The organism is Thermus sp. KWY1, from assembly GCF_057547025.1.
The window spans coordinates 39,037-60,067 of sequence record NZ_BAAJPG010000001.1; the positions used below are offsets into that span (position 1 = coordinate 39,037).

26 protein-coding genes and 1 tRNA gene are annotated in these 21,031 nt (G+C 65.9%); 17 read left to right on the forward strand and 10 right to left on the reverse strand.

Annotated features, from left to right (window positions below; translation table 11 throughout):
• Position 1 precedes the first annotated feature (1 nt).
• Entirely contained in the window at positions 2–1,537 is a 1,536-nt protein-coding gene (locus AC27GT_RS00290; RefSeq protein ID WP_487223338.1) for a carboxypeptidase M32, read from the forward strand.
• On the opposite strand, the gene AC27GT_RS00295 is transcribed toward AC27GT_RS00290, so the two are convergent.
• Genes AC27GT_RS00295 through AC27GT_RS00310 form a run of 4 tightly spaced genes read right to left on the reverse strand, consistent with a single transcriptional unit; the run spans position 1,525 to position 4,569 of the window.
• A complete protein-coding gene (locus AC27GT_RS00295) occupies positions 1,525–2,601 on the reverse strand; it encodes a YbfB/YjiJ family MFS transporter (protein WP_487223339.1) in 1,077 nt (358 codons plus the stop codon). The genes AC27GT_RS00290 and AC27GT_RS00295 overlap by 13 nt on opposite strands.
• The gene (locus AC27GT_RS00300) at positions 2,591–3,343 is read right to left on the reverse strand and encodes an ABC transporter permease (protein WP_038029298.1); all 753 of its coding nucleotides are present in this window, start codon (positions 3,341–3,343) and stop codon (positions 2,591–2,593) included. Before AC27GT_RS00300 ends, AC27GT_RS00295 begins: the two co-directional genes overlap by 11 nt.
• A complete protein-coding gene (locus AC27GT_RS00305) occupies positions 3,336–4,241 on the reverse strand; it encodes an ABC transporter ATP-binding protein (RefSeq protein ID WP_487223340.1) in 906 nt (301 codons plus the stop codon). The genes AC27GT_RS00300 and AC27GT_RS00305 overlap by 8 nt, the downstream gene beginning before the upstream one ends.
• A 1-nt stretch (position 4,242) precedes the next feature.
• Positions 4,243–4,569 carry a nucleotide pyrophosphohydrolase gene (locus AC27GT_RS00310; RefSeq protein WP_054391677.1) on the reverse strand — a complete coding sequence of 109 codons (327 nt, stop codon included), beginning with the start codon at positions 4,567–4,569 and terminating at the stop codon, positions 4,243–4,245.
• Between the two features lie 22 nt (positions 4,570–4,591).
• Here AC27GT_RS00310 and mgsA point away from each other — a divergent pair, with 22 nt between their 5' ends.
• Positions 4,592–4,969 (forward strand): methylglyoxal synthase, encoded by a 378-nt coding sequence (gene mgsA, locus AC27GT_RS00315; RefSeq protein WP_041437987.1) that lies wholly within the window; start codon positions 4,592–4,594, stop codon positions 4,967–4,969.
• On the opposite strand, the gene AC27GT_RS00320 is transcribed toward mgsA, so the two are convergent.
• The 4 genes from AC27GT_RS00320 to AC27GT_RS00335 all read right to left on the reverse strand — a co-directional run bounded on the left by AC27GT_RS00320 (position 4,966) and on the right by AC27GT_RS00335 (position 9,517).
• The gene (locus tag AC27GT_RS00320; protein ID WP_015716141.1) at positions 4,966–6,450 is read right to left on the reverse strand and encodes a YifB family Mg chelatase-like AAA ATPase; all 1,485 of its coding nucleotides are present in this window, start codon (positions 6,448–6,450) and stop codon (positions 4,966–4,968) included. The two genes, mgsA and AC27GT_RS00320, sit on opposite strands and share 4 nt — an antisense overlap.
• A 223-nt stretch (positions 6,451–6,673) precedes the next feature.
• Positions 6,674–7,816, reverse strand: coding sequence for an MFS transporter (locus AC27GT_RS00325; protein ID WP_487223341.1), 1,143 nt, complete (start codon positions 7,814–7,816; stop codon positions 6,674–6,676).
• Position 7,817: 1 nt separating this feature from the next.
• Positions 7,818–8,630 (reverse strand): EamA family transporter, encoded by an 813-nt coding sequence (locus tag AC27GT_RS00330; protein ID WP_015716143.1) that lies wholly within the window; start codon positions 8,628–8,630, stop codon positions 7,818–7,820.
• Complete coding sequence (locus AC27GT_RS00335; RefSeq protein ID WP_487223342.1) at positions 8,627–9,517, reverse strand: DMT family transporter; 891 nt, start codon at positions 9,515–9,517, stop codon at positions 8,627–8,629. Before AC27GT_RS00335 ends, AC27GT_RS00330 begins: the two co-directional genes overlap by 4 nt.
• 105 nt (positions 9,518–9,622) lie before the next feature.
• Here AC27GT_RS00335 and AC27GT_RS00340 point away from each other — a divergent pair, with 105 nt between their 5' ends.
• From AC27GT_RS00340 to AC27GT_RS00380, 9 genes are all read left to right on the forward strand, one after another.
• Positions 9,623–10,750, forward strand: coding sequence for an NAD(P) transhydrogenase subunit alpha (locus AC27GT_RS00340; RefSeq protein ID WP_015716145.1), 1,128 nt, complete (start codon positions 9,623–9,625; stop codon positions 10,748–10,750).
• Positions 10,750–11,052, forward strand: coding sequence for a proton-translocating transhydrogenase family protein (locus AC27GT_RS00345; RefSeq protein ID WP_008630585.1), 303 nt, complete (start codon positions 10,750–10,752; stop codon positions 11,050–11,052). Before AC27GT_RS00340 ends, AC27GT_RS00345 begins: the two co-directional genes overlap by 1 nt.
• Entirely contained in the window at positions 11,052–12,404 is a 1,353-nt protein-coding gene (locus AC27GT_RS00350; RefSeq protein ID WP_126165527.1) for an NAD(P)(+) transhydrogenase (Re/Si-specific) subunit beta, read from the forward strand. The genes AC27GT_RS00345 and AC27GT_RS00350 overlap by 1 nt, the downstream gene beginning before the upstream one ends.
• A gap of 111 nt (positions 12,405–12,515) precedes the next feature.
• A tRNA-Asn gene (locus AC27GT_RS00355) sits at positions 12,516–12,591 on the forward strand.
• Positions 12,592–12,688: 97 nt separating this feature from the next.
• Positions 12,689–12,994, forward strand: coding sequence for a 30S ribosomal protein S6 (gene rpsF / locus AC27GT_RS00360; protein ID WP_019550445.1), 306 nt, complete (start codon positions 12,689–12,691; stop codon positions 12,992–12,994).
• Positions 12,995–13,003: 9 nt separating this feature from the next.
• Positions 13,004–13,843 carry a single-stranded DNA-binding protein gene (locus AC27GT_RS00365; RefSeq protein ID WP_019550444.1) on the forward strand — a complete coding sequence of 280 codons (840 nt, stop codon included), beginning with the start codon at positions 13,004–13,006 and terminating at the stop codon, positions 13,841–13,843.
• Positions 13,840–14,106 carry a 30S ribosomal protein S18 gene (rpsR, locus tag AC27GT_RS00370; protein WP_015716149.1) on the forward strand — a complete coding sequence of 89 codons (267 nt, stop codon included), beginning with the start codon at positions 13,840–13,842 and terminating at the stop codon, positions 14,104–14,106. Before AC27GT_RS00365 ends, rpsR begins: the two co-directional genes overlap by 4 nt.
• Before the next feature lie 9 nt (positions 14,107–14,115).
• On the forward strand, positions 14,116–14,559 hold the full coding sequence (rplI, locus tag AC27GT_RS00375; protein WP_019550443.1) for a 50S ribosomal protein L9: 444 nt from the start codon (positions 14,116–14,118) through the stop codon (positions 14,557–14,559).
• Positions 14,560–14,624: 65 nt separating this feature from the next.
• The gene (locus tag AC27GT_RS00380) at positions 14,625–15,440 is read left to right on the forward strand and encodes an SDR family NAD(P)-dependent oxidoreductase (RefSeq protein WP_015716151.1); all 816 of its coding nucleotides are present in this window, start codon (positions 14,625–14,627) and stop codon (positions 15,438–15,440) included.
• Here AC27GT_RS00380 and AC27GT_RS00385 read toward each other — a convergent pair.
• Positions 15,437–15,628, reverse strand: a complete 192-nt coding sequence (locus AC27GT_RS00385; protein WP_015716152.1) for a hypothetical protein — start codon at positions 15,626–15,628, stop codon at positions 15,437–15,439. The genes AC27GT_RS00380 and AC27GT_RS00385 overlap by 4 nt on opposite strands.
• Before the next feature lie 133 nt (positions 15,629–15,761).
• Between AC27GT_RS00385 and lipB the strand changes: the two genes are divergently transcribed.
• Genes lipB through AC27GT_RS00415 form a run of 6 tightly spaced genes read left to right on the forward strand, consistent with a single transcriptional unit; the run spans position 15,762 to position 19,586 of the window.
• Positions 15,762–16,424: a lipoyl(octanoyl) transferase LipB gene (gene lipB / locus AC27GT_RS00390; protein ID WP_487223368.1), complete on the forward strand. Its 663-nt coding sequence runs from the start codon at positions 15,762–15,764 to the stop codon at positions 16,422–16,424.
• Positions 16,408–17,379 carry a lipoyl synthase gene (lipA, locus tag AC27GT_RS00395; RefSeq protein WP_487223343.1) on the forward strand — a complete coding sequence of 324 codons (972 nt, stop codon included), beginning with the start codon at positions 16,408–16,410 and terminating at the stop codon, positions 17,377–17,379. The genes lipB and lipA overlap by 17 nt, the downstream gene beginning before the upstream one ends.
• Positions 17,380–17,431: 52 nt before the next feature.
• Positions 17,432–17,779 carry a DUF3054 domain-containing protein gene (locus tag AC27GT_RS00400; protein ID WP_370534192.1) on the forward strand — a complete coding sequence of 116 codons (348 nt, stop codon included), beginning with the start codon at positions 17,432–17,434 and terminating at the stop codon, positions 17,777–17,779.
• 9 nt (positions 17,780–17,788) lie between these two features.
• Entirely contained in the window at positions 17,789–18,658 is an 870-nt protein-coding gene (locus AC27GT_RS00405) for an NAD(P)-dependent oxidoreductase (RefSeq protein ID WP_487223344.1), read from the forward strand.
• 2 nt (positions 18,659–18,660) lie between these two features.
• On the forward strand, positions 18,661–19,311 hold the full coding sequence (locus AC27GT_RS00410) for an AzlC family ABC transporter permease (protein ID WP_487223345.1): 651 nt from the start codon (positions 18,661–18,663) through the stop codon (positions 19,309–19,311).
• Entirely contained in the window at positions 19,308–19,586 is a 279-nt protein-coding gene (locus tag AC27GT_RS00415) for a hypothetical protein (protein WP_038071945.1), read from the forward strand. The genes AC27GT_RS00410 and AC27GT_RS00415 overlap by 4 nt, the downstream gene beginning before the upstream one ends.
• Before the next feature lie 52 nt (positions 19,587–19,638).
• Here the strand turns inward: AC27GT_RS00415 and lpdA are convergent, their stop codons facing one another.
• Positions 19,639–21,024: a dihydrolipoyl dehydrogenase gene (lpdA, locus tag AC27GT_RS00420; protein ID WP_487223346.1), complete on the reverse strand. Its 1,386-nt coding sequence runs from the start codon at positions 21,022–21,024 to the stop codon at positions 19,639–19,641.
• Positions 21,025–21,031: the final 7 nt, after the last annotated feature.

The following is a 21,031-nucleotide window of genomic DNA, read 5'->3' on the forward strand; positions in this document are numbered from 1 at the left end:
CGTGAAACCTGAAGCGGCTTATCAGCAGCTTTTGGAGTTCCAGAGGGAAACCGCCTACCTGGCCTCCCTGGGGGCCCTGGCGGCTTGGGATCAGCGCACCATGATCCCGAAGAAGGGGCACGAGCACCGGGCGAGGCAGATGGCCGCCCTGGCCCGCCTCCTCCACCAGCGGGCCACCGACCCCAGGGTTGGGGAATGGCTTTCGGCGGTGGAGGGCTCCCACCTGGTGCAGGATCCCCTATCCGATGCGGCGGTCAACGTCCGGGAGTGGCGGCAGGCTTACGAGCGCACCCGGGCCATTCCCGAGCGGCTGGCGGTGGAGCTGGCCCAGGCGCAAAGCGAGGCGGAAAGCTACTGGGAGGAAGCCCGTCCCAGGGACGACTGGCAGGGGTTTCTGCCCTACTTGCGCCGGGTGTTTGCCCTCACCAAGGAGAAGGCGGAGATCCTCTACGGCCTTCCCGTGGCTCCCGGGGACCCGCCCTATGGGGAGGTTTACGATGCCCTTCTGGACGGGTTCGAACCGGGGATGCGCTCGGGGGAGCTTCTGCCCCTTTTCGCCCAGCTGAGGGAGGGGCTTCAGGAGCTTTTGGACCGGATCCTGGGTAGCGGCCGGAAACCCGACACCGCCATCCTGCACCGCTCCTATCCCAAGGAGGCCCAGAGGGCCTTTGCCCTCGAGCTTCTCGCCGCCTGCGGCTACGACCTCGAGGCGGGCCGCCTGGACCCCACTGCCCATCCCTTTGAGATCTCCATCGGTCCCGGGGATGTGCGCATCACCACCCGCTACTTCGAGGACTTCTTCAACGCCGGCATCTTCGGCACCCTGCACGAGATGGGCCATGCCCTCTACGAGCAGGGCCTGCCCAAAGAGCACTGGGGGACCCCAAGGGGGGAGGCGGTCTCCCTGGGGGTTCACGAGTCGCAAAGCCGCACCTGGGAGAACCTGGTGGGCCGTTCCCTGGGCTTTTGGGAGCGGTTTTTCCCCCGGGCCAAGGAGCACTTCCCAAGCCTCCGGGACGTGGCCCTGGAGGACTTCCACCGGGCCATCAACGCCGTGGAGCCCTCCCTCATCCGGGTGGAGGCGGACGAGGTCACGTATAACCTCCACATCCTGGTGCGCCTGGAGCTGGAGCTTTCCCTCTTCCGGGGGGAGCTTGCCTTGGAGGACCTCCCCGGGGCCTGGGCGGAACGGTACCGGGCCTACCTGTGGGTGGCTCCCAAGGACTACAAGGACGGGGTGATGCAGGACGTGCACTGGTCTGGGGGGCTTTTCGGCTACTTCCCCACCTACACCCTGGGCAACCTCTACGCCGCCCAGTTCTTCCAAAAGGCCCAGGAGGAGCTTGGGGACCTCGAGGGCCAGTTCCGCCGGGGGGAGTTCCATGCCTTTTTGGACTGGACCCGTAAGAACATCCACGCCGAGGGTAGCCGCTTCCGCCCCAAGGCCTTGGTGGAGCGGGTGACCGGCATGCTCCCCAGCGCCCAGCCCTTTTTGGCCTACCTGGAGGAGAAGTACCGGGCCCTTTACGGTTTCTGAGGGCCGGACCAGGTGGGGAGGAGGGCCAGGAAGAGGAGGACGCTGGCCGCCCAAAGCGCCCCCTCCCCCCGCCCCGCCATCTCCGCAAAGAACCCGGCCACGGCAGGCCCCACCGCCTGCCCCAGGGCGAAGGCGGCCGTGGAAAGCCCCATGGCCCGGGGCCAGGCGGAAGGGGGAAGGAGGGTGCGGAAGGCCTGGGTGAGGGCGGTGATCACCCCCAGGAAGGAGAGGCCGAAGAGGAGGGCGCTTAGGGCGGGAAGGTGCAGGGCCAGGGGTGGAAGGCTTCCCAGGAAGAGCACCAGAAGCACGTGGAAAAGCCCTTTTCTCCCCCCTACCCGCTCCACCCAGGGCCCCCAGACGGGTCCGGTGAGAAGGGCTCCCAGGCCCAGGAGGCCGAAGAGGACCAGGGAGTCCCCCACCACCGCCGCCACGAAGGTCATGTAGCCGATGTACCCCGCCCCGTAAAGGCCGTAGGCCAGGAGTAGGGGAAGGATAGGCCAGAGGCTTCCCTCGCCCTGGACGGGGGGTGGGGGTTCTTTCAGAAGAGGCCAGGAGAGGAGGGCGGGCAGGCCCAGCAGGAGGCTATACAGGCCCAGCCTGGCCCAGGCCCCCGTGGGCTCGGCGGCTCCCCATAGGAGCCACGGGGCCAGAAGAAGCCCCAGGCCCACGCCCCCATAGTAGATCCCCAGGGATCGCCCGGAGCTACCCAGGGCCATGAGGAGGGCCGCCCCTCCCACGAAGACCAGGGCGCCCAGAAAACCCTGGAGAAACCGCAGGCTGAAGACCAGGGGGAGGTTTTCCATCCCCGTGAGGGCCAGGATGGGGCCCTGCAGGAGGAGGGCCAGAAAGAACCCTTTCCGGTAGCCCACCCGGCCCAGGAGGCGGTGGCTGAAAAAAGCCCCCACCAAATAGCCCAGGGTGTTGGCGCTTCCCAGGATCCCCGCTTGGACGTAGGAAAGCCCCCAGGCGCTTTGCATGAGGGGCAGGACCAGGGCGTAGGCGAACCGTCCCAGGCCCAGGGCCAGGGCGGGTCCCAGGGCGAGGAGGACAAGCCTAATAGCCATGCAAAAGCCCCAGCTTCTTGGCCCGATGTACCGCCAGTTTGAAGAGGAAAAGCCCCAGGCCCAGGTAGAGGAAGCCGTTCAGGAAGGCCAGAAGCAGGAACAGGGGGTCCAGGGGGGCTCCTTCCGCCAGCATGCTCCGGGCTAAGGCGGCCCCGGGAACCATGGGCAGGAGGAGAAAAAGCCCCTGGCCTGGGACTTGCAGGAGAAAGAGCAAGAGGAACTCGGAAAGGCCCAGAAGCTGGCCGATGCGCTTGTATAAAAGGGCCAGGCTGCCCATGGCAAACCCGAGGCCATACCCCCCCAGGAGAACGGCCAGGAAGGGGAGAACCACCCAGGGATTGAAGGAAAGGCGGGCTCCCGTGAGGGCCATGAGCACCAAGGCGATGAGAAAGACCAGGAGCCCCTGGATGAGGAGCCCGGAGAGGTTACGCACCAGAAAAAGGGGAATCGGCCCATAGGGGGTAAGGAAGACCTGCTCCAGGGTGCCTGTCTGGGCCTCCTCGGTGAGGCCAAAGGAGAGGCTGCTATAGGAAAGCAGGGTGAAGGACCAGAGCAAGTACCCCACCAAGACGGCTTCCAGCCTGCCCCCGAACTCTGCCCCCGGCCCGGCCAGAAAGCGCGCTCCCAGGAAGAGGAGGTAGAAGAGGAGGCTTAGGCTGACCACCGCACCCAAAAGTTCCAGGGGGTAGCGGCGCAGGGCCAGGAGGTGCCGCCAAAACTCCGCCAGGAACAGGTCAAACATGGTTCACCACCTTCAGGAAAACTTCCAGGAGATCTGCCTCGGCCTTGGCCACCCGTTTTAAGGGGAGGGGTTTTACCGCTTCCAAAACCTGCCAGATGGCCTCCCCGTCGCCGCGGAAGAAAAAGGGGTTTTCGCCCTCTATGCCCAAGGCCCGCAGGTGCTGGAGCACCTCGAGGGGAGGTGGTTTTTCCAGCTCCAACACGTAGTATTCCCCGGAGAAACGGGCCAGGAGGCGCTCCTTGGTTTCCTCCAGGATCACCTCGCCCCGGTGGATGATGGCCACCCGGTCGGCCAGAGCTTCGGCCACCTCCATCTGGTGGGTGGTGAGGAGGATGGCCTTGCCCGCCTGGGCCAGGGCCCGGATCTTTTGCTGCATCAGCAGGGCGGTTTCCACATCCAGGCCCAGGGTGGGCTCGTCCAGCAGGAGCACCTCGGGGTCGTGGACCAGGGCCTGGAGGAGGGCCAGTTTCTGCTGCATTCCCCGGGAGAGGTGGCGCACCTCCGTGTGGGCTTTTTCCAGGAGCGCATACTCCTCCAGGAGTTCCAAGGCCCGCTTCCTGGCGGCGGCAAGGCGGAGGCCCCGGGCCACCCCGAAGTAGACCAGGTTTTCCAGGGGAGTAAGCCGCCAGTAGGTGTTGCGGTTCCCCTCCAGGACCGCTCCCAGGTGCTTCAAAGCGAGGGGTTCCCGGAAGGGGTTCTTCCCCAAAAGGCGCACCTCTCCCTCATCGGGAAGGAGGAGGCCCGAAAGCATCTTCACCGTGGTGCTTTTGCCCGCGCCGTTTTTCCCCAGGAAGGCCAGGATCTCGCCAGGTCGTAGGGTAAGGTGGACCTTTTTCACGGCCTCGAGGGCCCCGAAGCGCTTGTGCAGGCCCTGGGCTTCCAGGAAGGGGCGCTCCATCCTAGCCTCCTTTCCGGGTCCAGCGCTCCCCGTCCCGGTCCCGGTACTTGGCCATGGCCTTGAGGAAGGCTTCCTCCAGATCGATCCCCTCCCGGTTGGCCAGGGAGATGAGGACGAAGAGGAGGTCGGCGAGCTCCATGGCCAGATCCCCTTCCTCCTCCCCTGGCTTGGGCGTCTTCCCATGGCGGTGGGCCAGGACCCGGGCCACCTCCCCTAGCTCCTCCGTCAGGCGAGCCAGCATGAGAAGAGGCGGGAAATAGCCTTCCTGGAACTGGCTGATCCAGGCGTCCACCTGCCTCTGGGCTTCCTTGAAGGTGAGGGTTTCCATGGAAAGAGCATACAATGGCCCCATGAAGGCCTTGGCCCTCATCGCTCACGATGCCAAGAAGGACGATATGGTGGCCTTTTGCCAACGGCACCGGGAGCTTCTTTCCCGCTTCCCCCTCCTGGCCACGGGCACCACGGGGAAACGCATCCAGGAGGCCACCGGCCTCGAGGTGGAGCGGGTTCTTTCCGGTCCCCTGGGAGGGGATATGCAGATCGGGTCCAGGGTGGCTGAGGGAAAGGTGCTTTGCGTGCTCTTCTTCCAGGATCCCCTCACCCCCAAGCCCCACGAGCCCGACGTGCAGGCCCTCATGCGGGTGTGCAACGTGCACGGGGTGCCCTTGGCCACCAACCTCGCGGCGGCGGAGGCCCTTGTTCCCTGGCTAGCTGCCCAGGTGGGTTAAAGGGTCTTGCGGTAGGCCAAGGCCTCGGCCACGTGGTTTTCCTCCACGCTCTCCGCTCCCTGCAGGTCGGCAATGGTGCGGGCTACCCGGAGGAGGCGGTCGTAGCTCCTGGCGGAAAGGAGCATCCGCTTGGCCGCTGCCTGGAGGAGGTGTTCCGCCCCCGAGGTTAAGCGCACGTGCTCCCTCAGGGCCTTTCCCGCAAGCTCCCCGTTGGGCCTGCCCTGCCGGGCGAGCATCCTCTCCCGGGCCCTTAGGACCCTTTCCCGCACGGCCTCGGTGCCTTCCCCTTCGGGGGCGCGGGCGAGCTCAGCTGGGGTTAAGCGGGGCACCTCCACCACCAGGTCAAACCGGTCCAGGAGAGGTCCGGAGATCTTCCCCACGTAGCGCTGGCGGCTTGCCGGGGTGCAGGTGCAGGCCCGCTCCGGGTCCCCATACCAGCCGCAGGGGCAGGGGTTCATGGCCGCCACCAGGAGGAAGCGGGCGGGAAAGGTGAGGCTGGCCCTGGCCCGGGAGACGGTCACCACCCCGTCCTCGAGGGGCTGGCGGAGGGCCTCCAGGGCATCCCGGGAAAACTCGGGGAACTCGTCCAGGAAAAGCACCCCCCGGTGGGCCAGGGAAACCTCCCCCGGCTTGGGGATGGCCCCGCCCCCGATGAGACCCGCGTAGCTCACCGTGTGGTGGGGGGCGCGGAAAGGGGGCGTGCGCACCAGGCCCTTAAGGATCTGCCCGGCGGCGGAGTGGATGCGGCTTACCTCGAGGGCGGCCTCCTGGCTCAGAGGGGGAAGCAGAAAGGGAAGGCGCCTGGCCAGCATGGTTTTTCCCGAGCCCGGGCTTCCCACCATGAGGAGGTGGTGGTAACCGGCGGCGGCGATCTCCAGGGCCCTCTTGGCCTTGGCCTGGCCCTTCACGTCCCGGAGGTCCAAAGCCTCCAGGGCGGCCACGGGATCGTCGGGTTCCACCCTCCTGGGCTCCTCTTCTCCCCTCAGGTAGGCCACCGCCTGAAGGAGGTTTTCCACCCCGTAGACCTCCACCCCCTCCACCAAGGCGGCCTCCTTGGCGCTTTCCAGGGGCAGGAGGAGCTTTTTCCCTTCGCCCAAGGCCCCCAAAGCCAGGTTCACCGCCCCGGGCACCGGGCGCAGGGTTCCATCCAGGCCCAGCTCCCCGGCCACCGCCAGGCCCGCCAGGCCCTCCAGGGGCACCACCCCCTGGGCGGCCAGAAGCCCCAAGGCGATGGGCAGGTCAAAGTGGCTTCCTTCCTTACGGAGTTCCGCCGGGGCCAGGTTCACCACCACCCGGGCCTGGGGGTAGGGGAAGCCCGTGTTCTTCAGGGCGGCCCTGACCCGCTCCCGGCTTTCCTCCACCGCCTTGTCCGGCAACCCCACCAGGGCGTAGCTGGGAAGCCCGGGGCTGACGTCCACCTCCACGGTGACGGGAACCGCGTCCAGGCCGAAGAGGGTATAGCTTCGCACCTGGGCTAGCATGGACGGAGTTTAATACAAAAGAGTTCTTTTTGCCTAGCCTTTTGGGGTTTGTCAACGAGGCTTTTGTGCACTTCCCATCGGAGAAGTCCATGGGGTCATAGAAAAGTCCCGAATGCTGAGGCTTTTCCTAGATACTCGAGAACACCCCCCTTCTGCCCAATCCGCTTCCCAAAGAGCGCCCCAACTGGCCAAATAGGGTCCGGGAGCGACAGCGCCATCTCCTTCACCCCGAGGTCCTCAGGCCGAGAAGGGGGCGGTAAAGGAAAAGGGCCAGAAGAAGAAGGCCAAGGAGGCTGCCGAAGGCGAAGGCGTATCCCAGGGTTCCCACCGCCACCCCCACCCCCCACTGCAACAGGAAGGCGCCCCCAATGCCGAAGAGGTTCACCAAGGTGGTGCCCCGGCCCACCAGGTGAGGGGGCACCAGCTCCCGGGCCTGGGTAAGGGTGAGGATGTTGAAGGCTCCGAAGAATCCCATGAGGGGGTAGGCGAGGGCAAGAAGCTTGAAGAGGGCGAGGAGGAGGCCCAGGGCGAAGGGCAGGGCCGCTCCCACCAGCACCCTGGCGGTGCCCAGGCGGTCGGCCAGGTAGCCGGATACCAGAAAGCCCAGGACCGCGCCCCCCGAGTAGAGGAGGAGGAGGTTCCCCACCTTCACCGCCTCGAGGCCCAGGGCGTAGGCGTAGGCCCCAGCCCAGAGGGTTTGCAAGGCCAGGAAGCTTCCCGCAAAGGCCAAGGCCAAAAAGGCCACCCGCAGGAGCCTGGAATTGCCCAGGACTTCCCTTAGCCCTCCGCCTCCCCCACCCTTGGGCCAGGGAACCCCAGGGGGGGTGTTCCGCACCCCCAGGTAGATGAGAAGGGCCACCAGGACCACCACCCCTGCCCCCAGGAGGAAGACCCCCCGCCAGCCCATGGCCTCCTTCAGGAGGGCCAGGGGGGTGGCCGCCAAAAGCCCCCCTGTGGCCCCCAGGCCCACCAGGAGGGTGGAAACCGTGGCGTAGGTCCGGGGGAACCAGAGGCTAAAGGCCTTTAGGGAGCCCATAAGGGCGGCGGCCATCCCCACCCCGATCAGGGCCCGGCCCAGGGCCAGGGTGGGGAAGCCTTGCGCCAGCCCGAAGACCACGCTTCCCAGAGAAGCCACCAGGAGGAGGGCCGGGGTGATGATCCTGGGGCCGTACCGGTCCAGGAGGCTTCCCAAGGGGAGCTGTACCGCGGCGAAGGAGAGGTAGAAGAGGCTGGTCATAAACCCTAGCTCCGCCGGACCCAGGCCCAGGTCCTGGGACAGGTCCTTGGCCAGCACCGCGTTGGCCGACCGGTAGAAGTAGGAGAGGAAGTAGCCTAGGGTGAAGAGGAGAAAAACCCGCGCTGCCATATCACCTCCGGTTCAGAGCCACTCCCAGGAGGATGAGGGTGCCGCCCAGAAGGCCCTCGAGGCTCAAGGGCTCTCCCGCCAGGGGCCAGGCGAAGATCGCCCCGGCCACTGGCTCCAGCATGGCGGTTAGGGTGGCGTTCCGGGCGGGTACCGTGCGCACCCCCAAGAGGAAGAGGCTAAAGGGCACCACCGTGCCCAGGATGACCAGGTAGGCCACCGCCCCCCAGTCCCCTGGGTCCAGGGTCCAAACCCGGGGGAGGTTGCCCATAAGGATGGGGAGGGAGAGGAGGCTTCCCACCCCCGTGGCCACCCCCAGGCTCACCAGGGGTGGGGTCTTGAGCCCGTGGGAGAAGGCAGCGTAAAGGGCGAAGGAAAGGGCGGAGAGGAGGCCGTAGGCCACCCCCAGGGGGCTTGCCGTGAAACCCTTGGACCCCACCACCAGCACGTAGGCTCCCAAAAGGGCCACGGCCACCCCCAAAAGGGCCTTGCCGGGAAGCCTTTCCCCCCTTAGGAGGGCGTAGAGGGTGAGGAGGGCAGGGGCCAGGTACTGGAGGAAGATCCCGGTGGCCACGGTGGTGGCGTGGATGGCCAGGTAGTAGAAGGCCTGGGCCCCGGAGAGGGCGAGCCCCACCCGGAGGAGCCGGGGCCACTCCTTGGCGGCCGGGGGAAACCGGAGCACCAGGGGGAGAAGGAGAAAGAAGCTCAGGAGAAAGCGCAAGGGGATGAGGACCGAGGGGGGAATCTCCCCCATGAACCGCCCGGCCAGGGCCCCGCCCAGGCCCCAAAGGAGTGCGGCCAGGGCCACGTAGATCATCGCCGTGCCCCCACTACGGCCATACCCACCCCGATGAGGAGGACCAGGGCTCCCAGGAGCACCTGAACCCCGGGAAGCTCCCCAAAGAGGAGGAAGGCCAGGAGACTTGCCCCCACCGGCTCAAAGAGGATGGCCAGGGTGACCAGGACCGGGGGGATGTGCCGGGTGGCCCAGTTGAAGCTGGTATGGCCCAAAAGCTGCGGCAAAAGGGCCATGAGAAGGATGTAGCCGTAGACCGCAAGGGGATAACCCCCGTACCCTCCGCCAAAGAGGTAGGGAAGAGGAAGGAGGAGGAAAGCTGCGGTGGTGTAGGCTATCCGCACGTACTCCAGAATGGAAAGCCCCCGCCTCTGGGCTTCCCGCCCCAGGAGGAAGTAAAGGGAGGCGGCCACCGCTCCCAGGAGGGCCAGGAGGTCCCCGAGGAGGGGGTTGGTTCCCCCGTTTCCCCCTTGGGCATCCCCCAGGCCGATCAAAAGCCCTCCCAAAAGGGCTATTCCAATCCCCAGCAAGGTCAGGCCGGAAGGAGCTTCCCGAAAGAAAAGCCAGCCGAAGAGGGTAACCCAGACCGGGTTGGTGGTGACCAAGGCGGTGCTGGCCGCCACCGAGGTGTAGGAGAGGGAGGTGATCCAAAGGGCAAAGTGCAGGGCCAGGGAAGCCCCGGCGGCCACCGCATAGGGAAGCCCCCTTCGGCTGGCCAGAGGTCTTCGCCAGCTGGGGAGGAGGAGCAAGGCCGCAAGGCCCATCCGTCCTGCGCTCATCACCAGGCTGAAGGCCAGGCTTCTATCCCCGGAGGCCGCCAGGGCCAGGCGCACCAGGATGCTGCCGAAGCTGATGGCGAAGATGCCCAGGAGCAGTACGGAGGCGATCTTGAGCCCGGAGGGCCGCATGGAAGCATTCTTCCATAAGGATTCGCTTCTGACCAGTGGGTCACCCTCGAGGGCAAGGACAGATGCCCGTGGCCCCATTGGTATACTGGCGCGGAAGGAGGTCCTATGGTGACCATAGCGGTTCCCAAGGAAAGGGCTCCAGGGGAAAGAAGGGTGGCCCTGGTGCCCGAGGTGGTGGCCCGCCTGGTGAAGCAGGGGGCCAGGGTGCGGGTAGAGAAGGGTGCCGGGGAAGGTGCCTACTATCCCGACACCGCCTACCAGGAAGTTGGGGCAGAGGTGGTGGAGCGAGGAGAGCTCCTGAAGGATGCCAACCTGCTTTTCACTGTTCAGCCGCCCCCTGAAGACCTGATCGGGGCCCTGGAGCCCGGGGCCATCGTGGTGGGGTTTGTCCAGGCCCACAAGAACCTGGACCTGGTGAAGGCCCTGGCCGCCAAAAAGGCCACGGTGATCGCCATGGAGCTCATCCCCCGTATCACCCGGGCCCAGAGCATGGATGCCCTCTCCAGCCAGGCCACGGTGGCGGGGTACCTGGCGGCCATCCACGCCGCAAGGCTATCCCCTCGCTTCTTCCCCATGCTCACCACGGCGGCGGGCACCATCCGCCCCGCCAAGGTGATGGTCATGGGGGTGGGGGTGGCGGGGCTTATGGCCATCGCCACCGCCAAGCGCCTGGGGGCCCAGGTCTTTGCCTACGATGTGCGCAAGGCGGCGGTGGAGCAGGCCCTCTCCCTGGGTGCCAAGCCCATTGAGCTTCCCATCAGCGCGGAAGGGGAGGGCGGCTACGCCCGGGAGCTCACCGAGGAGGAGAAGCGCATCCAGCACGAGGCCCTGCGGGAACACGTGGCGGGGATGGACGCCATCATCACCACCGCCCAGGTGCCAGGCCGTCGGGCCCCCATCCTCCTCACCGAGGACATGGTGGAGCGCCTGAAGCCGGGCACGGTGGTGGTGGACCTGGCGGCGGAATCGGGGGGCAACTGCGTCCTCACCCAGCCCGGAGAGGTGGTGGAGGTGAAGGGCGTGAGGATCTTTGGCCCCTTGAACCTCCCCAGCGAGCTTTCCGTGCACGCCTCGGAGATGTACGCCAAAAACCTTTTCAACCTTTCTAGCCTGCTCATGGAAAAGGGCGAGTTCGCCCCCAAGTGGGAGGACGAGATCATCCAGGGGGCGCTTCTCATGAAGGAAGGCGAGATCCTGCACGGGCCCACCAAGGCCCTCGTGGGAGGTGCGTGATGGAGTTTGGCTTCTGGTCTGCCCTTTACATCTTTGTGCTCACGGCTTTCTTGGGTTATGAGCTCATCACCCGGGTGCCGGTGATCCTCCACACCCCCCTCATGTCCGGGTCCAACTTCATCCACGGGGTGGTGGTGGTGGGGGCCATGGTGGTCCTGGGCCATGCGGAAACCGGTTTGGAGAAGCTCATCGGCTTCCTGGGGGTCATCCTGGGGGCGGCCAACGCCGCCGGGGGGTATGCGGTCACGGTGCGCATGCTGGAGATGTTTGAGAAGAAGCCGGGCAAGGGGGGTGGTCAGTAATGGATCTCATCCAGGCAGCCTACTTCGTGGTGGCCATCCTCTTCATCGTGGGCTTAAAACGCATGGCCCATCCCACCACCGCCAAAAGCGGCATCGTCTGGGCGGGGTGGGGCATGGCCCTGGCGGTTCTGGCCACCTTCTTCTGGCCGGGGATGCAGAACTTTGGCCTCATGCTCATCGCTCTTTTGGTGGGCTCCGTGGTGGCCTGGTGGGCGGCCGTCAAGGTGGCCATGACCGACATGCCCCAGATGGTGGCCATCTACAACGGCATGGGTGGGGGTGCGGCCGCCACCATCGCGGCGGTGGAGCTCCTGAAGGGAGCCTTTGAGAACCCGGGTCTCATGGCCTTGGCCATCCTGGGCGGCCTCATCGGGAGCGTGGCCTTCACGGGAAGCCTCATCGCCTTCGCCAAGCTCCAGGGCATCATGAAAAGCCGGCCTATCCTCTTCCCCGGGCAGAAGGTGGTGAACGCCCTGGCGCTCCTCATCACGGTGCTTTTGGGCTTTTCCCTGCTCTGGAACGACCCCACCCTGAGCATCGTGCTCTTCTTCCTCCTGGCCCTCCTTTTCGGTATCCTCATGACCCTGCCCATCGGGGGCGGGGACATGCCGGTGGCCATCAGCTTCTACAACGCCTTCACCGGTATGGCCGTGGGCTTTGAGGGCTTCGCCGTGGGGAACCCGGCCTTGATGGTGGCGGGTACCCTGGTGGGGGCTGCGGGTACCCTCCTCACCGTGCTCATGGCGAGGGCCATGAACCGCTCGGTGTGGAGTGTCCTGGTAGGGGGCTTTGGCGTGGAGCAGGAGGCGGGGGAGGTCAAGGGAAGCCTCAAGCCCATCGACGTGGAGGACGCCGCCGTCATGCTGGCCTACGCCAGTAAGGTGGTCTTCGTGCCCGGCTACGGCATGGCCCTCTCCCAGGCCCAGCACAAGGTGAAGGAGCTGGCGGACCTTTTGGAGAGCAAGGGGGTGGAGGTGAAGTTCGCCATCCACCCGGTGGCGGGGCGGATGCCCGGGCACATGAACGTGCTTTTGGCGGAGGCTGGGGTGGAGTACGACAAGCTCAAGGACCTCGAGGAGATCAACCCCGAGTTCCCCACCGTGGACGTGGCGGTGGTCATCGGGGCCAACGACGTGGTGAACCCTGCCGCCCGCCGCCCGGGAAGCCCCCTTTACGGCATGCCCATCCTGGATGTGGATAAGGCCAAGAACGTGATCGTCATCAAGCGGGGCCAGGGCAAGGGCTTTGCCGGGGTAGAAAACGAGCTCTTCTACGCCGACAACACCCGGATGCTCTACGGGGATGCCCAGAAGGTGTTGACCGAGTTGATCCAAGCCCTGAAGCGGCTCTAGCGGTTCGCTGCCCCATGCGCCCCCCGGGTTTGGCCGGGGGGCACTTCCCTTGGGGTCAGGGGGCTTCTTGACCGCCTGCCTTGCCCCTGGTATAGTGCTCTCTGCGGTCGGTCCGCGGTAGCTCAGCAGGTAGAGCGGCCGGCTGTTAACCGGTTGGTCGCAGGTTCGAGTCCTGCCCGCGGAGCCAGATGGGGGCCCTAGGGCCCCCTGGGTCTTTTTTTGGGGAGGGGAAGAGGGTATAATCATCCTTCGTGCGGCCTGCCGGGCCCGGAGAGGAGGTGTAGATGCGCAAGTACGAGGTGAACGTCATCCTGAGTCCCAACCTGGACCAAAGCCAGCTCGCCCTGGAGAAGGAGATCATCGGGAAGGCCCTCGAGGCCTTCGGTGCCCGGGTGGAGAAGGTGGAGGAATGGGGAATGCGCCGCCTGGCCTACCCCATCGCCAAGGACACCCAGGGCTACTTCCTCTGGTACCAGGTGGAGATGCCCGAAGACCGGGTGAACAACCTGGCCCGGGAGCTCCGCCTGCGCGATAACGTGCGCCGGGTCATGGTGGTGAAAACCCAGGAGCCCCTCCTCACCAAGGCGTAGACTGTTCCCATGGCAAGAGGCCTGAACCGCGTTTTCCTCATCGGTACCCTTACCGCCCGTCCGGACATGCGCTACACCCCGGGGGGGATGGCCATTCTGGACCTGAACCTGGCGGGTCAGGATACCCTCCTGGATGCTTCCGGCCAGGAGCGGGAGGTGCCCTGGTACCACCGGGTGCGCCTTCTGGGCCGGCAGGCGGAGATGTGGGGGGACATCCTGGAAAGGGGCCAGCTGATTTTTGTAGAAGGCCGGCTGGAATACCGGCAGTGGGAGCGGGAAGGGGAGAAGCGGAGCGAGGTCCAGATCCGGGCGGATTTCATTGATCCCTTGGAGGGGCGGGGCCGCGAGACCCTCGAGGACGCCCGGGGCCAGCCCAGGCTTCGCCACGCCCTAAATCAGGTGATCCTCATGGGCAACCTCACCCGCGATCCCGATCTGCGCTACACTCCCCAGGGGACGGCGGTAGCCCGGCTGGGCTTAGCCATCAACGAGCGCCGCCCGGGCCAGGGACCGGACGGGGAGCTGCTTCCCCGTCAGGGGAACATCTTGAGGACCCACTTCATAGAGGTTCAGGCCTGGCGCGACCTGGCCGAGTGGGCCGGGGAACTCAAGCGGGGCGAGGGGCTTTTGGTGATCGGCCGTTTGGTGAACGACTCCTGGACGAGCTCCACCGGGGAGAGGCGCTTCCAGACCCGTGTGGAAGCCCTCCGGTTGGAGCGACCCACCCGTGGGCCTGAAAGGACCGGCGGAAGCAGGCCCCAAGAGCCAGAGCGCTCTGTCCAGACGGGTGGGGTGGACATCGACGAAGGACTGGAAGACTTCCCGCCGGAGGAGGATTTGCCGTTTTGAGCACGAAGAACGCTAAACCCAAGAAGGAGGCGCAGAAGCGCCCTTCCAGGAAGGCCAAGGTCAAGGCCAGCCTGGGGGAGTTTGACCTTAAGGATTACCGTAACGTGGAGGTGCTGAAGCGGTTCCTGTCGGAGACGGGGAAGATCCTTCCCCGCCGCCGCACGGGGCTTACCGCCAAGGAGCAGCGCATCCTGGCCCGCACCATCAAGCGGGCGAGGATTCTTGGGCTTCTTCCCTTCACGGAGAAGCTGGTGCGCAAATAGGGGGTGGACATGAAGGTCATCCTGCTTGAACCCCTGGAGAACCTGGGCGATGTGGGCCAGGTGGTGAACGTGAAGCCCGGCTACGCCAGGAACTACCTCCTGCCCCGGGGCCTGGCGGTCTTGGCCACGGAGAGCAACCTGAAGGCCCTCGAGGCCAAGATCCGCGCCCAGGCCAAGCGCCTGGCGGAAAGGAAGGCGGAGGCGGAGAGGCTTAAGGAGATCCTGGAGAACCTCACCCTCACCATTCCGGTGCGGGCGGGGGAGACCAAGATCTACGGCTCCGTGACCGCCAAGGATGTCGCCGAGGCCCTTTCGCGCCAGCACGGCATCACCATTGATCCCAAGCGCCTGGTGCTGGAAAAGCCCATCAAGGAGCTGGGGGAGTACGTCCTCACCTACAAGCCCCACCCCGAGGTGCCGATCGCCTTGAAGGTGAGCGTGGTGGCCCAGTAGGGGCCTGGGGATCCGGCAGGCTGCCTTGGGACCCCTGGGATGCCGGGGGTCCTTAAGCTTTTCCTATGGGGGCTGTGCTCATCACGGGAGCGGGTAGCGGCATTGGCCTGGCCACGGCCCGGCTCTTGGCGGAAAGGGGTTTTCGGGTCTATGGCGGGGTGCGCAAATCCGAGGATGCAAAGGCCCTTCGCGCCCTGGGGGTGGTGCCCCTTTTCCTGGATGTAACCCAGGAGGAAAGCCTTGTGCAGGCCAGGAGGCTTCTGGAGGGGGAGGGGTTGGAGGGACTGGTGGCCAATGCGGGGATTGCCGTGGCGGGGCCCTTGGAGCTTATTCCCCCTTCCGTCTTCCGCCAGGTGCTGGAGGTGAACGTCCTCGGGGCCTTCGCCACGGTGAGGACCTTTTTGCCCCTTCTTCGAAAGACCCGGGGGCGGGTGGTGCTCATGGGCTCGGTTTCCGGCCTGGTAGCCCTGCCCCTGGCGGGACCCTACGCCGCCAGCAAGTTCGCCCTCGAGGCCCTGGCGGATGCCCTGAGGGTGGAGCTCCTTCCCTTTGGGGTGAGGGTGGTCTTGGTGGAACCGGGGCCCGTGGCCACCCCCATCTGGGAACGTTCGGAACGCTGGGCGGAAACCTATTTGGAACCGCCTCCTTCCGGTACGGAAAGGGTTTATGGCCGCTACCTGGAGGTGGCCCGCAGGGCAGCCCGGGCTAGCGCCAGAAGGGGCCTGCCCCCCGAGAGGGTGGCGGAGGTGGTGCTTAAGGCCCTCCAAGACCCAAGGCCCAGGGCCCGCTACCTGGTGGCCCCTAGGGGGTGGCAGACCCTTCTTCTCCGCCGCCTCCCTGAGGCCTTACGGGACCGGCTTCTGGCCCGCTTTCTGGCCTAGGCCAGCTCCAGGTTCACCAGAAGGATCAGGTGGCCCTCCTGCCGCTTCAGGATGCCCTCGAGGCTCCGCACGGGAAGGTGCTGGCGGAAAACCGCCAGCACCTCATCCATCAGCCTCTCCGCAAGCCCTGGGTCCAAGGCCTCGGGGTCAAGCTCCAAAAGCATCTCCAGCCGGGTTTCCAAGTCCATGCCCCTAGCCTAGGTCCCTGGGGTCAGAGGCCGGTCAGGGCTACCTGGCAGCATGCTTGCGCAAGCCAGCGAAGCTGGGCCCGGTGAGGCCCGATACTTTAAGGGAGCTTTCCCCTGGCGTATGCTTAAGGACGTGGAGTTTCTGGTGGAGGACCTGGGCCTTTTGCCCTACCCCCAAGCCTGGGAGTACCAGAAAAAGGTGCACAAGGAGGTGGTGCGGGGCGAGCGCCCCCCCACCCTGCTTCTTTTGGAGCATCCCCGGGTCATCACCCTGGGGAGAAAGGCCACGGGGGAGAACCTCCTTTTTCCCGAAAGCTGGTACCGGGAAAACGGCTTTGAGGTCTACTGGGTGGAGCGGGGTGGGGACGTCACCTACCATGGGCCCGGGCAGCTGGTGGGCTACCCCATCTTTCCCGTGGGCCGGGAGGTGCGCCGCTTCCTTCGGCAGATAGAGGAGGCCATCGTCAAGGTGGCGGCCTCCTATGGCCTGAAGGCCTACCCCACCCCGGGGTACGCGGGGGTCTGGGTGGGGGAGGACAAGCTCTGCGCCATCGGGGTGGCGGTGAAGGAGGAGGTGAGCTTCCACGGCTTTGCCCTCAACGTGAACACCGACTTAAACGACTTCTCCGTCATCATCCCCTGCGGGCTAAAGGGGAAAGGGGTCACCTCCCTGGAGCGGCTTTTGGGCCGCAAGGTTCCCATGCCGGAGGTGAAGGACAAAGTGGTGCGGGCCTTCGCCGAGGTTTTCGGAATGGAGCCCCGTGTAAAGGAGGATCATCGTGAAGCCCAAGTTTGAAACCGTGGAGCTCCTTGCCCCCACCGGGGAGGTGGTGGAGCTCAAGGTGGTGAAGCATGGCCTAGCCCAGGCCCGGCCCGAGCCTGTGGATCGGAATAAGCCCGCCTGGCTCAGGGCCACCCTGCCCACGGGGGCCAAGTACCAGGCCCTGAAGGCCACGGTGAACGAGCTCAAGCTCCACACCGTCTGCCAGGAGGCCCTCTGCCCCAACGTGGGGGAGTGCTGGAGCCACGGCACCCTCACGGTGATGATCCTGGGAAGCATCTGCACCCGGGCCTGCAAGTTCTGCGCCGTGGACACGGGAAACCCCAGAGGCATTGTGGACCCGGAGGAGCCCCGTAGGGTGGCTGAGGCCATCGCCCGGCTCCATATCCGCTACGTGGTCCTCACCAGCGTGGACCGGGACGACCTTCCCGATGGCGGGGCGGCCCACTTCGCCGCCACCATCCGGGCCATCAAGGAGAAGGCCCCTGGGGTCTTGGTGGAGGCCCTTACCCCCGACTTCCAGGGGGACCTCAAGGCGGTGGAGACGGTTTTGGATGCGGGCCCTGAGGTCTACGCCCAGAACCTGGAGACCGTGCGCCGCCTTACCTCCAGGGTAAGGGATCCCCGGGCGGGGTACGATCAGACCCTTAAGGTCCTGTCCCACGTCAAGCGCTATCGGCCTGACGTTCTTACCAAAAGCAGCCTCATGCTGGGCCTGGGGGAAACGGAGGAGGAGATCCTCGAGGCCATGCGGGACCTGAGGGCGGCCGGGGTGGATATCCTCACCCTGGGCCAGTACCTGCGCCCCACCCCCGCCCACCTGCCCGTGGAGCGCTACGTGCCCCCGGAGGACTTCAAGCGCTACGAGGCCTGGGGGTACCAGCTGGGCTTCCGGGAGGTCTTCGCCGGGCCTTTGGTGCGGAGTTCCTACCGGGCGGATAGGGTCTTCCTGGAGGCTTCAAAGAAGTAAGGGGCCTTCCACCTGGTAGGCTAAGGCCATGACCGGAGGCCGCACCGCTGGCATGTCCCTTTTTCTTCTGGACCTCTTGGCCCTTCTCCTCTTTGCCGGAGCTGGGCTTCTTTCCCACGGGCTTCCCATCACCCTGGGGGGCCTCGCCCGGAACGTGCTTCCCGTGCTTTTCGTGTGGCTACTCCTTTCCCCTTTTCTGGGAACCTACCGCCAGCCCACCTGGAAAAACCTCCTCCTCACCTGGGCCATTGCCTTCCCCGCGGGGCTTTGGCTTAGGCAGATGGTCCTGGGCGGGAGCTTTGGGGTGGGGTTTTTCGTCTTCCTGGGCGTGGCCATGGCCTTTGGCCTTCTCTTCCTCCTCCTTTTCCGGGGCCTCGCCAAGCTTTTGAAGTTCTGGTAAAACGGGAACATGGAGAAGCTGGCCTTCCTCGGTCTTGGGGCCATGGGTTACCCCATGGCTGGCCATCTGGCCAAGAGGTTTCCCACCCTGGTTTGGAACCGCACCTTCGCCAAGGCCTTAAAGCACCAGGAGGAGTTCGGTTCCAAGGCCGTGCCCCTGGAAAAGGTGGCGGAGGCCCAGGTGATCTTCACCTGCCTGCCCACCACCAAGGAGGTGGGGGAGGTGGCGGAGGCCCTTTGGCCCCACCTGAGGCCCGGCACCTACTGGGTGGACGCCACCAGCGGGGAACCCGAGGGAAGCCGCAAACTGGCGGAGCGCCTTTTGGAAAAGGGCGTGGTTTACCTGGATGCCCCGGTATCCGGTGGGACCATAGGGGCGGAAAAGGGTACCCTCACGGTGATGATGGGGGGGCCCGAGGAGGCAGTGGAGAGGGTGAAGCCCTACCTGGCCTACGCCGCCAAGGTGGTCCACGTGGGGCCCGTGGGGGCGGGGCATGCGGTGAAGGCCATCAACAACGCCCTTTTGGCGGTGAACCTCTGGGCGGCTGGGGAGGGATTGGTGGCCCTGGTGCGGCAGGGGGTGTCCGCCGAGAAGGCCCTCGAGGTCATCAACGCCTCCAGCGGCCGCTCTAACGCCACGGAGAACCTGATTCCCCAAAGGGTGGTCACCCGGGCCTTCCCCAAGACCTTCGCCCTGGGCCTCCTGGTGAAGGACCTGGGGATTGCCATGGGGGTTTTGGATGGGGAAAAGGCCCCAAGCCCCTTGCTTCGCCTCACCCGGGAGGTGTACGAGATGGCCAAAAGGGAGCTGGGCCCGGAGGCCGACCACGTGGAGGCCTTGAAGCTTTTGGAGCGCTGGGGCGGGACGGAGATCCGCTAGGGATGGGGGAAGGCCTGCGGGCTGCCTGGCCCATCGCCCTGGGCTACTTCCCCGTGGCCGTGGCCTTTGGCGCCTTGGGGGCCCAGGCGGGGCTTGGCTACCTTTGGATCCAGCTCACCTCCCTTCTGGTCTTCGCCGGGGCCAGCCAGTTCGCCCTGGTGGGGCTTCTGGCCCAGGGGGTGCCGCCCCTTTTGGCGGCCTCCCTGGGCCTTCTCCTTAACCTGCGCCACGCCTTCTACGGCCCGGCCCTGAGGCCCTACCTGAAAGGAGGCCCCCTGGAGGCCTTTTTCCTCACCGACGAGGTCTTCGCCCTGGCCTTAAGGACGCTTCCCGGCCTTTCCCCGGAAAAAAGGCGGGGCTACTTCCTGGGCCTGGGTTTGGGAGCGTACCTTTCCTGGAACCTGGGCACCGCCTTGGGGGCCTTGGGGGCTAAGGGGCTTCTGGCCTGGCCCCGCCTGGGGGAGGCCCTTGCCTTTGCCCTTCCCGCCCTTTTTCTCCTCCTGGCCCTGCCCCACCTGCGGAACCCAGTGGCCCTTCTGGCGGGCGGAGTGGCGCTGGGGTTTCACCTCCTGGGCCAGACGGCCTGGGGTCTATTCCTGGCAGGGGTGGTGGGGCTCCTTTGGAAGGAGCCCTGGAAAGGGAGGGGGGCATGACCCTGGCCCTTCTCCTTCTGGCTTTGGGCACCTTTCTCCTCCGCTTTCTGCCTTGGCGGGGGGAAAAAAGCCTGAAGGCGGGCCAGGCAGGGCCCGCCTTGGTGGTGGCCCTCTTCCTGGTTTCCGCCTTTAGCCCGCCTCCTTCTTCCGAGTGGGTCCGGGCGGCCTTGGCCCTTCTTGGCACCTATCTGGGGCTTAGGCTCACCGGGAACCTGGGCGTGGCCGTCTTCCTGGGGGCAGGGCTTTACGGGCTTCTCGGGGCCCTGGGCTTTTAAGGGCCCGGTGGGGCAGAAGCCCCACCGGGAACTCCCAAGGAACCTGGTTGGGTCAGCGGTTCAGGATGTGGATGGCCTGTTTGTGGAGGGCTTCCGCCGCCTCCATGAGGCCCTCGGAGAGGGTGGGGTGGGGGTGGATGGTGAGGCCCAGGTCGGAAACCGTGGCCCCCATCTCCAGGGCCAAGGTGGCCTCGGCGATGAGCTCCCCCGCTTGAGGACCCACCACGAAGACCCCGAGGAGGAGGTCGGTTTCCGCATCCCCCACCACCTTCACCAGGCCCTCTGCCCCACCCAGGGTAAGGGCCCGGCCGCTGGCGGAAAAGGGAAACTTCCCCACCTTGACCTTATACCCCGCCTTCTTTGCCTCCTCCTCCGTGAGCCCCACCCCGGCCCATTCGGGGCCGGTGTAGACCACGCTGGGCACCTGGAAGTCGAAGAGAGCGTTCTTGCCGGCGGCGTTCTCGGCGGCCACCAAGCCCTCCTTCATGGCCTTGTGGGCAAGGAGGGGGGGCCTGGCCACATCCCCGATGGCGTAGACCCCGGGGGCCGAGGTTTCCATGCGGGCGTTCACCTGGATGAAGCCCCGTTCGTCCACCTTCACCCCAGCCTTTTCCAGGCCGAGCCCTTCCGTGCGGGGCCTGCGGCCCACCGCCACCAGGATTTTGTCCACCACGATCTCCTCTTGGCTGCCTCCCTGGGCGGCCTCGAGGAGCACGTGGAGGCCGTCCTGCTTCTTCTCGTAACCCACCGCCTTGGTGCCCGTGCGTACCTTAAGGCCTTCCTTCTCCAGGGCCTTGCGCAGGAGGGCGGCGGTTTCCCTGTCGCCTGCGGGGAGGATCTCCGGCATGTATTCGATCAGGGTCACCGCCGAGCCCAGGCGGTGGTAGATCTGGCCAAGTTCCAACCCCACCGCCCCGCCCCCGATCACCAAAAGGCGCTTGGGGATGCCCTCTTCCACCCTTAGGGCCCGGGTGGAATCCCACACGTCCTCCCCGAAGGGAAAGCCCTTTAAGGGCATGGGCTCGCTTCCCGTGGCGATGATGAGGCTTTTCGCCCCATAGACCTCGCCGTTTACCTCGATCTCCTTAGGCCCCCTAAAGCGGGCGAAGCCCCGCAAAAGCTCCACCTTATTGCCCTTTAAAAGCCCGGCCACGCCCCCGGTGAGCTTCTTCACCACGCCATCCCGCCAGGCGCCGAGCTTGTTGAAATCCAGTTCGGGCTTGGCCTTCAGGCCAAAGCCCTCGGCCCCCTTGAGGTGGTGTACGGTTTCCGCGGCGTGCAAAAGCGCCTTGGTGGGGATGCACCCCACGTTCAGGCACACGCCCCCCACCTCGGCGGCCTCCACCGCCAGAACCTTAAGCCCGAGCTGCGCTCCCCGGATGGCGGCGTGGTAGCCGCCGGGTCCGGTGCCGATCACGATGAGGTCGTAGGTCTTCATGGGGTCC

Excerpts from the sequence above, each read along its gene's own strand:
- AC27GT_RS00295 (WP_487223339.1), bottom strand. The coding sequence starts at position 2,601 with ATGGCTATTAGGCTTGTCCTCCTCGCCCTGGGACCCGCCCTGGCCCTG.
- AC27GT_RS00300 (WP_038029298.1), bottom strand. The coding sequence starts at position 3,343 with ATGTTTGACCTGTTCCTGGCGGAGTTTTGGCGGCACCTCCTGGCCCTG.
- AC27GT_RS00305 (WP_487223340.1), bottom strand. The coding sequence starts at position 4,241 with ATGGAGCGCCCCTTCCTGGAAGCCCAGGGCCTGCACAAGCGCTTCGGG.
- AC27GT_RS00310 (WP_054391677.1), bottom strand. The coding sequence starts at position 4,569 with ATGGAAACCCTCACCTTCAAGGAAGCCCAGAGGCAGGTGGACGCCTGG.
- mgsA (WP_041437987.1), top strand. The coding sequence starts at position 4,592 with ATGAAGGCCTTGGCCCTCATCGCTCACGATGCCAAGAAGGACGATATG.
- AC27GT_RS00320 (WP_015716141.1), bottom strand. The coding sequence starts at position 6,450 with ATGCTAGCCCAGGTGCGAAGCTATACCCTCTTCGGCCTGGACGCGGTT.
- AC27GT_RS00325 (WP_487223341.1), bottom strand. The coding sequence starts at position 7,816 with ATGGCAGCGCGGGTTTTTCTCCTCTTCACCCTAGGCTACTTCCTCTCC.
- AC27GT_RS00330 (WP_015716143.1), bottom strand. The coding sequence starts at position 8,630 with ATGATCTACGTGGCCCTGGCCGCACTCCTTTGGGGCCTGGGCGGGGCC.
- AC27GT_RS00335 (WP_487223342.1), bottom strand. The coding sequence starts at position 9,517 with ATGCGGCCCTCCGGGCTCAAGATCGCCTCCGTACTGCTCCTGGGCATC.
- AC27GT_RS00340 (WP_015716145.1), top strand. The coding sequence starts at position 9,623 with ATGGTGACCATAGCGGTTCCCAAGGAAAGGGCTCCAGGGGAAAGAAGG.
- AC27GT_RS00345 (WP_008630585.1), top strand. The coding sequence starts at position 10,750 with ATGGAGTTTGGCTTCTGGTCTGCCCTTTACATCTTTGTGCTCACGGCT.
- AC27GT_RS00350 (WP_126165527.1), top strand. The coding sequence starts at position 11,052 with ATGGATCTCATCCAGGCAGCCTACTTCGTGGTGGCCATCCTCTTCATC.
- rpsF (WP_019550445.1), top strand. The coding sequence starts at position 12,689 with ATGCGCAAGTACGAGGTGAACGTCATCCTGAGTCCCAACCTGGACCAA.
- AC27GT_RS00365 (WP_019550444.1), top strand. The coding sequence starts at position 13,004 with ATGGCAAGAGGCCTGAACCGCGTTTTCCTCATCGGTACCCTTACCGCC.
- rplI (WP_019550443.1), top strand. The coding sequence starts at position 14,116 with ATGAAGGTCATCCTGCTTGAACCCCTGGAGAACCTGGGCGATGTGGGC.
- AC27GT_RS00380 (WP_015716151.1), top strand. The coding sequence starts at position 14,625 with ATGGGGGCTGTGCTCATCACGGGAGCGGGTAGCGGCATTGGCCTGGCC.
- AC27GT_RS00385 (WP_015716152.1), bottom strand. The coding sequence starts at position 15,628 with ATGGACTTGGAAACCCGGCTGGAGATGCTTTTGGAGCTTGACCCCGAG.
- AC27GT_RS00400 (WP_370534192.1), top strand. The coding sequence starts at position 17,432 with ATGTCCCTTTTTCTTCTGGACCTCTTGGCCCTTCTCCTCTTTGCCGGA.
- AC27GT_RS00405 (WP_487223344.1), top strand. The coding sequence starts at position 17,789 with ATGGAGAAGCTGGCCTTCCTCGGTCTTGGGGCCATGGGTTACCCCATG.
- AC27GT_RS00410 (WP_487223345.1), top strand. The coding sequence starts at position 18,661 with ATGGGGGAAGGCCTGCGGGCTGCCTGGCCCATCGCCCTGGGCTACTTC.
- AC27GT_RS00415 (WP_038071945.1), top strand. The coding sequence starts at position 19,308 with ATGACCCTGGCCCTTCTCCTTCTGGCTTTGGGCACCTTTCTCCTCCGC.
- lpdA (WP_487223346.1), bottom strand. The coding sequence starts at position 21,024 with ATGAAGACCTACGACCTCATCGTGATCGGCACCGGACCCGGCGGCTAC.